The sequence below is a fragment of the Rhodococcus sp. NPDC059234 genome (assembly GCF_042754225.1).
Lineage (GTDB): Bacteria > Actinomycetota > Actinomycetes > Mycobacteriales > Mycobacteriaceae > Rhodococcus_G.
On the sequence record NZ_JBHZAH010000122.1, the window covers coordinates 1 to 14,206 of the forward strand.

General features: G+C 71.6%; 12 protein-coding genes. 3 read left to right on the forward strand and 9 right to left on the reverse strand.

What is annotated here, in order from left to right; translation table 11 throughout:
- The 3 genes from ACFXGJ_RS20625 to ACFXGJ_RS20635 all read right to left on the reverse strand — a co-directional run.
- Nucleotides 1-1,742 (reverse strand): DEAD/DEAH box helicase (locus tag ACFXGJ_RS20625; protein WP_378623989.1); only part of this gene is annotated, 1,742 nt, incomplete at its 3' end.
- 244 nt (nucleotides 1,743-1,986) lie between these two features.
- Nucleotides 1,987-2,931, reverse strand: a complete 945-nt coding sequence (locus tag ACFXGJ_RS20630; RefSeq protein WP_378623992.1) for a M56 family metallopeptidase — start codon at nucleotides 2,929-2,931, stop codon at nucleotides 1,987-1,989.
- A 26-nt stretch (nucleotides 2,932-2,957) separates the two neighbouring features.
- Nucleotides 2,958-3,380 (reverse strand): BlaI/MecI/CopY family transcriptional regulator, encoded by a 423-nt coding sequence (locus ACFXGJ_RS20635; protein ID WP_378623994.1) that lies wholly within the window; start codon nucleotides 3,378-3,380, stop codon nucleotides 2,958-2,960.
- Between the two features lie 133 nt (nucleotides 3,381-3,513).
- Here ACFXGJ_RS20635 and ACFXGJ_RS20640 point away from each other — a divergent pair, with 133 nt between their 5' ends.
- Together ACFXGJ_RS20640 and ACFXGJ_RS20645 are read left to right on the forward strand one after the other, a co-directional pair.
- Nucleotides 3,514-4,821 carry an alpha/beta hydrolase gene (locus ACFXGJ_RS20640; protein ID WP_378623997.1) on the forward strand — a complete coding sequence of 436 codons (1,308 nt, stop codon included), beginning with the start codon at nucleotides 3,514-3,516 and terminating at the stop codon, nucleotides 4,819-4,821.
- The gene (locus ACFXGJ_RS20645) at nucleotides 4,788-7,373 is read left to right on the forward strand and encodes a bifunctional lysylphosphatidylglycerol flippase/synthetase MprF (RefSeq protein ID WP_378624000.1); all 2,586 of its coding nucleotides are present in this window, start codon (nucleotides 4,788-4,790) and stop codon (nucleotides 7,371-7,373) included. Before ACFXGJ_RS20640 ends, ACFXGJ_RS20645 begins: the two co-directional genes overlap by 34 nt.
- Before the next feature lie 27 nt (nucleotides 7,374-7,400).
- On the opposite strand, the gene ACFXGJ_RS20650 is transcribed toward ACFXGJ_RS20645, so the two are convergent.
- From ACFXGJ_RS20650 to ACFXGJ_RS20675, 6 genes are all read right to left on the reverse strand, one after another.
- The gene (locus ACFXGJ_RS20650) at nucleotides 7,401-8,180 is read right to left on the reverse strand and encodes an acyl-CoA thioesterase (RefSeq protein ID WP_378624003.1); all 780 of its coding nucleotides are present in this window, start codon (nucleotides 8,178-8,180) and stop codon (nucleotides 7,401-7,403) included.
- A 54-nt stretch (nucleotides 8,181-8,234) separates the two neighbouring features.
- Complete coding sequence (locus tag ACFXGJ_RS20655; RefSeq protein ID WP_378624006.1) at nucleotides 8,235-9,098, reverse strand: RNA polymerase sigma-70 factor; 864 nt, start codon at nucleotides 9,096-9,098, stop codon at nucleotides 8,235-8,237.
- Entirely contained in the window at nucleotides 9,095-9,673 is a 579-nt protein-coding gene (locus ACFXGJ_RS20660) for a carboxymuconolactone decarboxylase family protein (RefSeq protein ID WP_378624009.1), read from the reverse strand. Before ACFXGJ_RS20660 ends, ACFXGJ_RS20655 begins: the two co-directional genes overlap by 4 nt.
- Before the next feature lie 75 nt (nucleotides 9,674-9,748).
- Nucleotides 9,749-10,609, reverse strand: a complete 861-nt coding sequence (locus ACFXGJ_RS20665; protein ID WP_378624012.1) for an ABC transporter ATP-binding protein — start codon at nucleotides 10,607-10,609, stop codon at nucleotides 9,749-9,751.
- A complete protein-coding gene (locus tag ACFXGJ_RS20670) occupies nucleotides 10,606-11,745 on the reverse strand; it encodes a FecCD family ABC transporter permease (protein WP_378624014.1) in 1,140 nt (379 codons plus the stop codon). The genes ACFXGJ_RS20665 and ACFXGJ_RS20670 overlap by 4 nt, the downstream gene beginning before the upstream one ends.
- Nucleotides 11,742-13,202, reverse strand: coding sequence for an iron chelate uptake ABC transporter family permease subunit (locus tag ACFXGJ_RS20675; RefSeq protein ID WP_378624016.1), 1,461 nt, complete (start codon nucleotides 13,200-13,202; stop codon nucleotides 11,742-11,744). The genes ACFXGJ_RS20670 and ACFXGJ_RS20675 overlap by 4 nt, the downstream gene beginning before the upstream one ends.
- Before the next feature lie 156 nt (nucleotides 13,203-13,358).
- Here ACFXGJ_RS20675 and ACFXGJ_RS20680 point away from each other — a divergent pair, with 156 nt between their 5' ends.
- Nucleotides 13,359-14,105, forward strand: a complete 747-nt coding sequence (locus tag ACFXGJ_RS20680; protein WP_378624018.1) for a hypothetical protein — start codon at nucleotides 13,359-13,361, stop codon at nucleotides 14,103-14,105.
- Nucleotides 14,106-14,206: the final 101 nt, after the last annotated feature.

A 14,206-nucleotide genomic window follows, 5' to 3' on the forward strand; every position in this document is an offset into this window, starting at 1 on the left:
GGGCGGTCGCCGTAGGAGCGGTTCTCGTTGGATCCGCGGTAGCCGCCCTCGGACCGCTGCGGGCGGTCGCCGCGGTAGCCGCCTTCGCTGCGCTGGGGGCGGTCGCCGTAGGAGCGGTTCTCGTTGGAGCCGCGGTAGCCGCCCTCGGACCGCTGCGGGCGGTCGCCGCGGTAGCCGCCTTCGGAGCGCTGCGGGCGGTCGCCGTAGGAGCGGTTCTCGTTGGATCCGCGGTAGCCGCCCTCGGACCGCTGCGGGCGGTCGCCGCGGTAGCCGCCTTCGCTGCGCTGCGGGCGGTCGCCGTAGGAGCGGTTCTCGCTGGAGCCGCGGTAGCCGCCCTCGCTGCGCTGCGGACGATCCCCGCGCGGTCCGGACTGTCCGCGGTACCCACCGCCGTCGCGGCGCGGACGGTCGTAGCCGCCGTCACGACGCGGACGATCCCCGTAGGAGCGCTCGCCGCGGGAATGCTGCTCGCGCACCGGCTCACCGCTCGGCGCCTTCGCGCCGGTGATGGTCGCGAGTTCCTCGGAACCGGGCGCCACGTTGACGGCGGTCGCGTCGACACCCGCCATGCCGGTCAGCTTGCGGACCAGGCGGCGCTGGTTCGGCAGCACGATCGCGACGACCGTGCCCTTCTCGCCCGCGCGGGCGGTGCGGCCGGCGCGGTGCAGGTAGTCCTTGTGGTCGGCCGGCGGGTCCACGTGCACGACCAGGTCGATGCCGTCGACGTGGATGCCGCGGGCGGCGACGTCGGTGGCGACGAGCACCGGGGTGCGGCCGTTCTTGAACCGCTCGAGCACCCGGGTGCGCTGGTTCTGCGCCTTGCCGCCGTGCAGCGCCTCGGCCGGAATGCCCACGGCGCGAAGCCGATCGGTGATGCCCTCGCAGCCGAGCTTGGTGCGGGCGAACATGATGGTCCGGCCGTCGCGCGCACCGATCTCGGCGAGCACGACGTCCTTCTGGCCGCGCTCGACGAGCAGCACGTAGTGCTCCATCGTGTCGACGCTCGCGCGGCCGTCCTCGGTGGAGTGCTGGACGTGGTCGGGCAGGAACTGACGCACCAGCGACTGCACCTCGCGGTCCAGGGTCGCCGAGAACAGCAGCCGCTGGCCGTCCGGACGGGTCGCGTCGAGGATCGAACGGACCTCGGGGAGGAAGCCCATGTCGGCCATCTGGTCGGCCTCGTCGAGCGCGGTGATCTCGATGTCGTCGAGCACGCAGGTGCCCTGCCGCAGGTGGTCGCCGAGGCGGCCGGGGGTGGCCACGAGAATGTCGACGCCCCGACGCAGCTGCTCGACCTGCTTGGTGAAGGGCATGCCGCCGACGGCGGCGCGCACGTTCACCCCGACCGAGGACGCGTAGGGGAACAGCGAGTCGACGACCTGAACGGCGAGCTCACGGGTCGGCACCAGCACCAGCGCGCGCGGGCGCTTGGGCGCGGGCCGGTCCTCGTGCTGCGCGAGGCGCGCGAGCATCGGCAGGCCGAACGCGAGGGTCTTACCGGAGCCGGTCTGCGCGCGGCCGAGCACGTTGCGGCCCGCGATGGCGTCGGGCACGGACATCGCCTGGATCGGCGACGGGACCGTGATGCCGTTGCGGGAGAGCGCGGCGACCACGGGGCCGGGCAGGCCGATCTCGGCGAAGGTGACGGTCGCCTCGGTGGACGGGGCGGCCTCGGGTGCTGCCGTAGCCGGTTCCTCGGGGGAAACGGGGGCAGCAGAAGACATGTGGACAGCGTTGGTCACGCGGAATTACCTCTCCGGACGTCGGGCGCGTCGCGGAGCGCGAGCTGTCGTGCAGCACGCAAAGAGACGAGCCAGGGCACGCGATGCCTCCGAATCGGCGCCGACTGAGGCGCCGCACGGCGGGCAGAGATGTGCCTGAAAATGAGTGTCAAACGATTCGGGCCGCGATTGCGGCCGTCGTCCAGTGTACGCGAGCCGTTAGACAACCTCACGTCAGGCGGGTGTGACCCCGGTGACTGTCCACTCAGCCGTGGAACAGACGGTTCAGCTCCACCAGCCACGGCACCGCGACCGCGACGGTCGGCACCACGAGGATCGTCACCGAGGTGAGGTAGGCCGCCGCGGCGACCGGGACCGCGCTGCCGGTCGCCGACAGTCGCTGGATCCGGGTGAGGGTGTGCGGCCCGCCCGCGGCGAGTGCCCCCATCGGAGCGCTGGATCCGGCGCACGCGACCAGTGCGCGGGCGAGTGGGGTGGGACCGGTGACCTTCACGGCGGCGTCGTCGGCGAGCATCTCGACGAGCAGTTGCACGGACCCGAGCGCGGACTTGCTGCGCGCCACCATCGGGAAGGCCTGGTTCACCGCGGTGAAGGCCTCGAGCACCAGGTCGTGCCGTGCCCGCAGGTGCGAGCGTTCGTGCATGAGGATCGCCTTGACCTCGGGCCGGCTGAGGCTGGAGAGGGTGCCCTCGCTCAGCACCACCCGCTGGCGCAGGCCGGGCAGGCAGTAGGCGATGGGTTCCTCGGCCTCGAGGACCCGCAGGTTCGAGTTGCGGCTGCGGGTCGGTTCGCGCCGGTCGAGCAGGTCCACGAGCATGCGGTGGCGGGCGCGGCGACGCCGGGTCCGCACCGCGACGGTGGCGATCGAGAACATCAGCTTCGCGCCGATGAGGAGGGTGATCGCGAACACCACGACGTACGCGGTCCACAGCGGCAGGCCCAGCGCGTCGATCTCGGCCAGCGGCGCCGTCGTCGGCCGGCCGTCGGCACCGGGGACCAGCAACTGGGTTGCGATCGCGAGCCCGGAACTGAACGCGGAGAGCACCGCCGCGATCGCGATCGCCTGCCACAGCACCAGCGCGGCGCCGGGCGCGCGGTAGGGCCAGGTGGCGCGGGCGAGGACCGCGGGCACCGGACCTGCGAGGAGCAGGGCCATCAGTGCGAAGGCCAGTGCGGTGGTGGGGTTCATGGCCTACCCATCATGCACATCGATTGTCAGCTGGCCCGATCGGTCCCCGGATCGACGCTGCGGAGGTGACGCTTGCCCGCGTCCGACGACTCCAGCGCGGCCAGGGCCTCGCGCAGCGCCGCGGCCTCGTCCGCGCCGACCTTCCCGACGAAACTCACCAGGGCCGCGGCCCGTCCCTCGGACGCGTCGGCCTGCCCGAGTGCGTCGAACATCAGGCTCGCGACGAGCTCGTCGCGGCCGTGCACCGGCACGTAGCGGTGGGCGCGGTCGTCGCGCTGCTGGACCACCAGGTTCTTCTTCGCGAGACGCTGCAGCACGGTCATCACCGTGGTGTACGCGAGTTCCCGCCGGGTGGCGAGTGCCTCGTGCACCTGCCGAACCGTCTGGGGTTCGGAACTGGACCACAGGTGGTCCATTACTGCTCGCTCGAGCTCGCCTAGTCCTGCCATGGCAACAGTCTACGGATCGTCCGACGAATGTGCGTACTACCCGCCGTCGTACGCCTCCGGGTGTAAACGTGGGGTAGCCGCCCTACGATGTGCAGCGGCATATCGTGCAGGTCGGATACCGAGAGGCTGTCAAGTGGATTGGCTCTACCGCTGGTCCCTGATCTCGGGGCCGTTGCCGTGGATCCTCACCGGGCTCGGCGCGCTCGGCGGGGTGTGGCTACTGCTGGCCCCGACCCGCTCGCGCGGCTACCGACGTCGCACCGTCCCCATCTGCTGCACCGCCGCGCTGGTGCTCACGCTCGCGCTGTGGCTCGTCGTCGAGAAGTGGTGGCGCCCGTTCCCCGATCCCGTCGAGACCTCGATCTACGTGTGGATCGGACTCGGTGTACTGGCGCTGATGCTGCTGGTGGCGCGGCTGTTCGCGGACCGTCGGGCCTGGCGCACGGTGGTGTCGGTGTTCGCCGCACTCGCCGTCGTCGCCGCCGCGGCGGCGACGGTGAACCTGGTGTTCGACGCCTATCCCACGGTTCGCGACGCCCTGGGTATCGCGAACCCCAACGAGATCGACTTCACGTCCGTGCCGCCCGCCGAACCGCATCCGGTGGTCGGGAAGCCGCTGGACACCGTGTGGCAGCCGCCGCCGGACCTGCCGTCCGCCGGTCGGGTCACCGCGGTCCGGATTCCCGGCGCGGTCTCGGGATTCGTCGCGCGAGACGCGCAGATCTACCTGCCGCCCGCCTACTTCGCGGACCCGCGGCCGCAGCTTCCGGTGCTGGTCCTGCTCGCCGGCCAACCCGGCACCCCCGAGGACTGGATCAACGGCGGCAAACTCGCCCAGACGATGGATGCCTTCGCCGCCGACCACCGCGGCCTCGCGCCGATCGTCGTCGTCGCCGACGCCACCGGGTCCCAGCTCGCCAACCCGCTCTGCGTCGACTCGGCGCTCGGCAACGTCGCGACCTACCTCGCCACCGACGTGCCCGCCTGGGTCACCGCCAACCTCCAGGTGGATCCCGACCCCCGCGCGTGGGCGATCGGCGGCCTGTCCTACGGCGGCACCTGCGCGCTGCAGATGGCCACCAACCATCCCGACCGCTACCCGACCTTCCTCGACCTCTCGGGCCAGGAGGAGCCGACGCTCGGCGACCATCGGCGCACCCTCGACGCGGCGTTCGGCGGGGACGAGACGAAGTTCCGGGCCGTCAACCCGATGGACCTGATGGCCGGGCAGAGGTTCCCGAACACGGCGGGGGTGTTCGTGGTCGGGCGCGACGACAAGGACTTCAAGCCGGGCGTGCACACGCTGTACGAGGCGGCGCAGCGCGCGGGCATGGACGTGCGACTGGTCGAGCTTCCCGGCGGCCACAGCTTCGCGGTGTGGTCCGCAGGGCTCGAGCAGGAACTCGGATGGCTGTCGACGCGAATGGGGCTGACCTCGTGACGACGGCGGTGACGGCAGTGGACCGGCAGTCCCGGCGGATCGTCGACCTGGTCCGGTCGGGCGCGTCGGGCGCGCCGGTCAGTATCGGCGCGCTCGTGTTGATCTGGGTGCTCGGTGCCGCGACGTCGAGCCTGGGCGGACCGACCCGTTACGTGCTGCGGCACTTCGCCGCCGGCATCATGCCGTTCGAACACGGCCGGGTCTGGACGACCCTGACCTCCGGGCTGTTCGCGCCAAGCCTGGTCGGGTACCTGGTGGCGACGGTGCTGATCGTCGTGGTGGCCGCCCCGATCGAACACCGGATCGGGTCGGCGAGGTTCGCGGCCGCCGCGGTGTGTACCCAGGTGCTGGGCACGTTGATCGCTCTCGGTGTCTCGGACGCGGTCAAGTTCGTCGACGAGGGCTGGGGGTTCCGGCTGCACGTCGGCGCCGCAGTGTCGCCCACGACGTGGATCGCGGGCGTCGCGATGGTCGCCAGTTCCGGCATGAACACGCTGTGGCGGCGTCGGCTGCGGGTGGGCCTGCTCGCGCTGCTCATCACGCTCGCCCTGTTCAGTGGGCACCTGCTGGACATGGTGCGGCTCAGTGCCGCGGTGGTCGGCCTGCTGATCGGGCCGTGGATCGTCGGGCGGTCCGCGCGGGGCGCCCGGCTGACCGGCACCCAGCGCGAGGGGCGGGTCCTCGTCGCGCTCGTTGTCGCGGCGAGCGCGCTCGGTCCCGTCCTGGCCGCGCTGTCGCCGAACGCGGTCGGCCCGCTCGCGGTCCTGCGCGAGCTGTTCCGCGGGGCGGGCTGGACGCCCGACGAGGTTCGCGAGTTCTGCGCGCAGTCGCGCAGCAGCGAGGAGTGTCGGCGCGGGCTGCTGGGGCTTCGTCTCGGCGGCTTCGGCCCCACCCTGCTCAGCCTGATGCCGTCGATCTTCCTGCTCGTCCTCGCGGACGGGCTGCGCCGTGGACGCCGGTTCGCCTGGATCGCGGCGGTCGTGGCGCAGGTGATCCTGCTGGCGCTCTCGCTCGCCAACTTCGCGGTGCGGTTCGTGGGATTCGTCGGGAAGGAGTCGATCTTCTACGGCCTCGACTCGCCGAACCTGTACCGGACGCTGACGCCGTTCCTGACGCCCCTCGCGATCCTGGTGGTGCTCGTCGTGACGCGGGGCTTCTTCACCGTCTCCGCGCCGCGCGGCACCTACCGTCGGCTCTGGCTGCTGATCCTCGCGGTCGCGGCCGGCCTCGGGGTGGCGTACGTGTCGGGCGCGATGCTCGCGGGCGGCGGCTTCGACCGCCGGCCGGGCGTCGGGTCGCTGCTCGCCGACTACCCGCAGCGGCTGATCCCGCCGGTGTACCTGCAGTGGCTCGATCCGCAGTTCCTGCCCGACAGTGCGGCCACCACCCTGCTCTACGAATGGACCGGGGTGCTGTTCTGGATCGTCGTGTGCGTCGCGGTGCTGATGACCTTCCTCACGCCGGCCTACGGCGCCGCGACCGACGACGCCGAGCGGGCCCGCGCCCTGCTGCGTTCGAGCAGCGGCAGCCCGCTGTCCTGGATGACCACCTGGCGCGGCAACCGGTACTGGTTCAGCCCCGACGGGACCAGCTATGTGGCGTACCGGGTGATCTCGGGTGTCGCACTGACCACCGGCGACCCGGTCGGTCCGCGGGAACGTCTGCGCGAGAACGTCACCGAGTTCGCCGAGTTCGCCACCGGCAACGGCTGGATCCCGTGCTTCTACTCCGTCACCGGGGAACTGCGCGCGGTGACCGACGGCATCGGGTGGGCGGGCATCCAGGTCGCCGAGGAGACCGTGCTGCGACTGGCCGGACTCGCCTTCACCGGCAAGAAGTTCCAGGACGTCCGGACCGCGCTCAACCGGGCGAAGAAGGCGGGGGTGCACGCCGAGTGGATCAGCTTCCCCAGCGCACCGCTCGCCATCACCGACCAGATCACCGCGATCTCGGAGGAGTGGGTCGCGGACAAGGGCATGCCCGAGATGGGCTTCACCCTGGGCGGGCTCGAGGAGATCGACGACCCGCAGGTGCGCTGCCTGATCGCCGTCGACGCCGAGCGGACCGTGCACGGCATCACCTCGTGGATGCCGGTGTACCGGGACGGTGAGGTCGTCGGCTGGACCCTCGACTTCATGCGGCGCCGCGCGGAGGGCTTCCGGCCCGCGATGGAGTTCCTCATCGCCTCGGCGGCCCTGCTGCTCGAGGAGGAGGGGGCGGAGTTCGTCAGCCTGTCCGGGGCGCCGCTGGCGAAGGTGGAGGATCCGGCCGGCGCGAGCGCGAGCGAGGAGGAGGAACGGGAGCGGACCGCTCTCGGCGTCGTGATGGACAAGGTCCTCGACGTGCTCGGCCGCACCCTCGAACCGGTCTACGGTTTCCGCTCGCTGCTCGCGTTCAAGTCGAAGTTCCAGCCCGAGTACGTGCCGATGCACATGACCTTCGCGGACCCCGGCGCGCTGCCGAGCATCGGCAACGCGATCGGCCGCGCCTACCTGCCGGAGGTGTCGTTCGGGCAGGGAATGCGGTTGGTGCGCACGATGATTCGCAGCTGACGGTTGTTCTCCGCGGGGCCGTCGTGATCACCGTGCGGGGTCGGGCGCCGTGGCGTCGAGGATCCGCCGCAGTTGCCGGGCCTGGCCGGCGAGTTCGCCCGTGGCGGTGTGCAGTTCGGACTCGTCCACGCAGAGGTCCGAGGTCGCCCACACCGTGCGTTGCCGCAGTCGGTACCACGCCGAGGCGGGTGCGCCCGGCGGGAAGTGGGCGCTGAACTCGATGGTCGGGATGGGGTCCGGCGTGGTGCGGGTGGCGTACAGCGCCGGCGGGAGCGCGTCGAGCAGCACCGCCGCGGTCTCGTGCGGGGCGAAGGCGAGGTCGGCGGTGAGGCGGATCCAGACGTCGAACTCGGGGACGTCGCCACCCGCGAAGGGACGGGCCGAGTTCACCGGCCGGATGTCGAGGTACTGCGAGAACGGAACGAAATCGACGGGGATCTCCAGTGGAGGAAGGGATTCCGGGGCGATGTCCGGGAGCGCGGGCCGGCCCGGCCACACGGTGGTGGTCTCCGGCGAGCGGTCCAGTCGGACCAGGGCGGTCGCGCAGCCCGCGATCGAGCACCGTGCGCTGGCCGAGCGCCCGCCGTGCTCGACGGCGACGTCGACGCGAAACTCGCCCGGCGGCACCGGGGCGTACAGGTGGGCGGACACCGCGGTGGGGGTGGCGTCCAGTTCGACGGCCGCCGCGTCGGCCAGAGCCGCGACCACCAGGCCGCCGTGGATGCCCCCGAACCCCCGCCACGACGCATCGAAGCTCGTGCGGGAGGCCGGCGCCGTCCCCGCCGACGGCTGACTGTGAATGACCATAGTCAGAACCTACGTTCTGACTATGGCTTGCACAAGCCAGGTGGGCCGGTGCCGTCACCGGCGCAGCTCGGCCACCGTGTCCAGCCGTCCGAGCTTGTGCGGGTTGCGGACCGCGTAGATCCGGGAGATCCGGCCGTCCTCGACCACCACGCTGACCGCGGTGACCTCGCCGCCGACGTCGATCCGGATTGCCGGCATGCCGTTGAAGCACGCGGGTGCCGTCACGAAGTCCGGGATCCGTGCAGCGCGCGACAGGAAGTGCGCCACCTTCGCGGCCCCGACGATCGGCTTCCGCGCGGCCGCCGCGAAGCCGCCGCCGTCGGCGACCGCCACCACGTCGGGGGCGAGCACCGCGACCAGCGCCTGCACGTCACCGGTGGCGACGGCGGCCAGGAACTTGTCCACGGCCTCCTGTTGCTGTGCCCGGTCCACCTGCATCCGCGGCCGCCGCGCCGCGACGTGGTCGCGGGCACGATGCGCGATCTGCCGGACCGCGGCCGGGGTCTTGGCCACCGCCGCGGCGATCTCCGGGTAGGGCGTGTCGAACACCTCGTGCAGCACGAACACCGCCCGCTCGGCCGGACCGAGGGTCTCCAGCACGGTGAGCATCGCGATCGAGACGTTCTCGGCGAGTTCGACGTCTTCGGCCACGTCGGGGCTGGTGAGCAGCGGCTCGGGCAGCCATTCCCCGACGTAGTCCTCCCGGCGCCGGGCCACCGACCGGAGCCGGTTCAGCGCCTGCCTGGTCACCATCCGGACCAGGTAGGCGCGCGGGTCGCGCACCTCGCCCTGGTCGACGTCGGTCCACCGCAGCCACGTCTCCTGGACGACGTCCTCGGCGTCGACGGCGGAGCCGAGCATCTCGTAGGCGACGGTGAAGAGCAGGCCGCGGTGGGTGACGAACGGGTCGTCGGTCATGTGGTCGACGGTACGGCGAGCGGCGGGAGGTCGCAGGCGGCCGAGAACTCCTGCGACTCGATGCCGAGCGCGGTGTTCGTGCGTGTCATGAGGTTCGCCAGCGCGACGAACGCGGTCAGCTCCACCAGCGCGGCCGGGCCGAGCGCGGCCAGCAGCCTGGCCGACAGTGCGTCGGTGACCGTCGGCGGGGTCCGTGTCATCGCCTCGGCGTACTCCATCACGTCCCGCTCGAGCGGCGTGAAGACCCCCGACTCGCGCCACCGGGGCACCTCGCGCGCCTTGGCCACGTCGAGTCCCTCGTTGTGGGCGTGGAAGTAGCCGTAGTCCAGGCAGAAGCTGCAGCCGACGAGGCTGGCGACCGCCATGTGGGCGAACGACTTCAGGTTCTCGTCGCACTGGTCCCACTTCTCCGCCTTGCGGCCGACGGCGAAGCTGAAGTCGAGGACCTTCCGGTTGTGCCACGCGACCGCGACCGGTTCGGGCACGTCGCCGAACATCCTGCGGGACATTCGCTTGACCACCGAGCCGTAGATTCCGGTCAGTTCTGCCCGCGGGATCCTGGTGTTGCCGGTCATGATTCCTCCTCCGGTTGCCAACTCATGGCATGAAGACACCGGGGAGGAATCGAATGTGACATCCGGGTCGGACTGTCAGGCCACCGGGCCGCCGACCGACCCGTACACGTGCCGGGTGCCGACCGGGACGATCAGCGGGCGGTCCGATACCGGATCCTCGATCACCCTTGCCTCGAGCCCGAACACGTCGAGGAGCAGTTCCGGGGAGATCACCTCGGACGGGGCGCCCTGCGCGACGATCGCCCCCTCGGACATCACCACCAGCCGGTCGCTGTAACGGATCGCGAGGTTCAGGTCGTGCAGGACCATCACGACGGTCCGGCCGAGCTCGGAGTGCAGCCGGTCCACCAGGTCCAGCACCTCCACCGAGTGCGCGAGATCGAGGTAGGTGGTCGGCTCGTCGAGCAGCAGGATGTCGGTGCCCTGCGCGAGGGCCATCGAGATCCATGCGCGCTGACGCTGTCCGCCCGAGAGCTGGTCCACCGAACGGTCGGCGAGCTCGGAGACCCCGGTCAGGGCCAGCGCCTTCGCCACCTCGCCCTCGTCGTCGGAGGACCACTGCCGCAGCCACGACTGGTGCGGGTGCCGGCCGCGCGCCACCAGGTCGGCGACGGTGAGGCCCTCCGGCGCGACCGGTGCCTGCGGCAACATGCCGAGGGTGCGGGCGACGTCCTTGGTGCGCATCTGCGAGATCGCCTGTCCGTCGAGCACGACCTGCCCGGACTTGGGCTTGAGCAGCCGGGCGAGGGAGCGCAGCAGCGTCGACTTGCCGCAGCCGTTCGGGCCGATGACGGTGGTCACCACGCCGGTCGGGATCTCGAGGTCGAGGCCGTCCACGATCACCCGATCGCCGTAGCCCACGGTCAGGTTCTCCGCGGCCAGGCGAGTCGTCGGCCCGGCGACGGGTGCTGAGGCGTCGAGGGCGTGCTCGCTCATGCGGACACCTTTCGGTTGTTGCGGACGAGCAGGTAGATGAGGAACGGCCCGCCGAGCGCGGAGGTGACGATGCCGACCGGCAGCTCCACCGGCAACACGGTCCGCCCGATCACGTCGCTGCCGAGGACGAGGACGGCGCCGACCAGGCCGGAGGCGAGGATCGGCGGCCCCGGGGTGCGCAGGACGCGCATCGCGACCTGCGGTGCGGCGAGCGCGACGAACCCGATCGGTCCGACCGCCGCGGTGGCGATGGCGGCCAGCGCGACCGCGGCCAGCAACAACACTGCCTGGCCGGCCTGCAGTCGCACTCCGAGGGCGCGGGCGTTGTCGTCGCCGAGGCGCAGCGCGCCGAGGGTGAAGGACGAGACGAGCGCGAGCGTGCCGACCACCGCGACGCCGATCGCGACGGGCCACACCTGGGCCCAGTCGCTGCCGTTGAGCGAACCGTTGAGCCAGACCTGGGCGCGGGCCACGTCGTTGATGTCCGCGGAGATCAGCATCCACTGGATGGCGGCGATGAGCATCGCGTTCGCCCCGATGCCGATCAGCACGATCCGGTAGCCCTGCACGCCGCCGCGCCACGCCAGCGCGTAGATCATCACCGCGGTGACGATTCCGCCGGCGAGCGCGGCGAAGGGGATACCCAGCGTCGCGAGGGTGCCGACGAAGGTGCCGCCCCCTGCGACGACGATCAGGGACACCGCGGCGGCGCTGGCGCCCGCGGTGATGCCGAGCAGGTCCGGGCTGGCGAGCGGATTGCGCAGGACGGACTGCGTGATGGCCCCCGAGATGCCGAGCGCGATGCCGGTGAGCAGGGCGGTCAGCCCGCGCGGCAGGCGCAGGTCCATCACGATGAAGCGTTCGACCTTGGTGCCGCCGCCGAAGAGGATGTCCGCGACCGAGGTGACCGGGATCGAGAACTCGCCGCGGCCGATGTTGACGCACAGCAGCACGAACGCGGCGGCCACCAGCGCGAGGGTGATCACGACCATCGAGGTGCGCCGCACCAGCGAGACCCGGCCGACCCGGAACGGCGGGCGGGTGGGAACGGTGGTGGGCAGTGCGTCGTCGTTCTGCGGGCCTCGCGCGTGCACAGTTTCCGCGACCGCGTCGGCGGTCTCGCCGGTCAGGCTCACAGGGACACCAGCTTCCTGCGCCGGACCAGCGCGATGAAGAACGGCGCGCCGAACATGGCCAGCACGATCCCGACCTGCAGTTCGCCGGGCCGGACCACGACGCGGCCGATCACGTCGGCGAGCAGCACCATGATTCCGCCGAGCAGGCCGGCGTAGGGGACGAGCCAGCGGTAGTCGGGGCCGGTGATCGAGCGGGCCACGTGCGGCACGACGAGGCCGACGAAGGCGATCGGTCCGCAGGCCGCGGTGGAGGCGCCGGTGAGCAGGACGATGGCGACGATGCCGACCGCACGGCTGAGCGCGATGTTGGTGCCGAGTCCGCGCGCGACGTCCTCGCCGAGGCTGAGCACGTTCAGGCTCGGCGTGCTGGCCAGGGCGATCAGGACGCCGATCACCAGGAACGGCAGCACCTGCCAGAGCACCTCGGGCCCGCGTCCGGCGATCGAGCCGACCACCCAGAAGCGGTAGCCGTCGAGGCTGGTCTGGTCGAGCATGATCACGGTCTGGGTCATCGCGGACAGGAACATCGTCACCGCGGCACCGGCGAGGGCGAGGCTCAGCGGACTGGACCGGCCGTTGCCGATCGCCGATACCCCGAACACGACGACGCTGGCGGCCAGCGAGCCGGCGAAGGCGAACCAGAGGTACTGGCTGGGCCCGGCGAGCCCGAGCAGGTAGATCGACAGCACGACGAACAGCGCCGCGCCCGCGTTGAGTCCGAGCAGTCCGGCGTCGGCGAGCGGGTTGCGGGTGTGGCCCTGGATCAGGGCGCCCGCGATGCCGAGGGCGATGCCGACGACGAGGGCGAGTGCGGTGCGGGGGACGCGCAGCGTCCGCACCACCAGGTCGGTGTCGGTCCCGGTCGGGGTGAACACGGCGTGGAAGATCTCGGCGAAGTCCATCGGTCGCGCGCCGACGGCGATGCTCGCGAGCACGGTGGCGCCGAGCAGCAGGGTCAGCGCGGCGAGGCCAAGGAGCCGGCGCCGACGGATCGCGGTGATGGTGTTGTCGTCTGCGACGGGAGTGAAGCCTTCCGCGTACGCAGTCGCGGACCGGACCACTTCGGCGCCGGTGCGGGGGAGCAGCGCCCGACGTGGCCCGAGTGGGCCGTCGGTGGCGGCGTCACGGGTGACCAGGTCGAGCCAGCCCTTGCCGAGGCTCTGACCGGTGTTGCCTTCGCGGACGCCGCGGTTCCACACGAGCAGTGCGGCCGCGACGACCACGGTGACGCCACCGAAGACGAGGCGGTCCATCTGACCGCCGCCGTTCGCGTCGCGCAGCGCGGTCACCAGGTACCAGCCCACGACCAGCGGTGCCGCGACGATCGCGAGGTCCGCGCCGGCCGCGCAGAAGCGTCGCCATCGCGGTGCGGGGCCGCGGGGGACGGCGTCGGTGCCGAACTCCTCGCGGGAGCGGGGGTGCGTGGCAACCGAACCGGTGTCGGGGGTGGTTGTCACGGCGTGTGCTCCTGGTCGGCGAATTTTGATCGAGCTTAGGTTACGGAACCCTATCTTGAGCGGCCGGCCGGGTTACGCCCGGCGGTCAACTTATGGTTAGGCTAACCTTCATTCGAACAATTCGCGGGCCTCGGCTCGACGACCAAGGAGGGTGCCGTGTCAGTGACCGCCGTTCGCGAGGGTGCAGTTCTCGGGTCGACCGCCGCGCTCGCCGAGTCCTGTACCTGCCTGCGGGCGGTGCACCCGGACTATCCGCGGGTCTACGCCGTCGCAGACATGGCCGATCAGCCCAAGCGGCGCTGGTGGGCCCTCGCGCAGGGGATTCGCGGGGATCGGCTGCACCGGATGATCGCGCGGGCGTTCGAGGACGTCGGAGATCTCGAGGCTGCGGGGGTCGAGGTGGCGGCCGCGTTGATCCACGCGGTGGTCGGGCGGGTGGCGGCGCTGGTGGTGCTCGAGGGTCGGGCCTGGGATGCCGGCTTGGACAACCTGTGGATCCACATGGACAGCGACGGATGCATCGACTGGGCCGGCGTCGCCGACCCCGTCCTGCGGGTGCTTCCGGGTGACCGCTGGTCCGACTCGCCCGCCGCGGTCGCGGTGCCGTGTGAGCGCGCGCTGCTGACGTGGACGGCCTGTCGGTGCCGAACCGCGCTCGCGGCCGTGTTCGACGCGCTCGTCGAGGTCGCCCCGGTCGATCGCGGGTTGTTGTGGGCGATGGTGGGGGAGTCGGTGCTCGGCGTCGCGACGCGGATGCCGGCACTCGGCGGCGTCCCCGAGTCGGTCGCCGCACGTCGGGGACAGGGCCTGCTCGACGCGTTCGAGGCGGCGGGCGTCCCGGTCCGGGCCCGCGCCGAGCGGCAGCCGATTCGCCGTCGGCTCACCACGGCCCTTGCAAGTTAGGGCAGGCTGCCCTATAGTCGTGGGGGTGACGAACTACCGGACCGTGCCGGAGTCCTGAGGGCTGCAGAGACTCCCGGTCCTTCCCGTGACGGGCCCCGCAT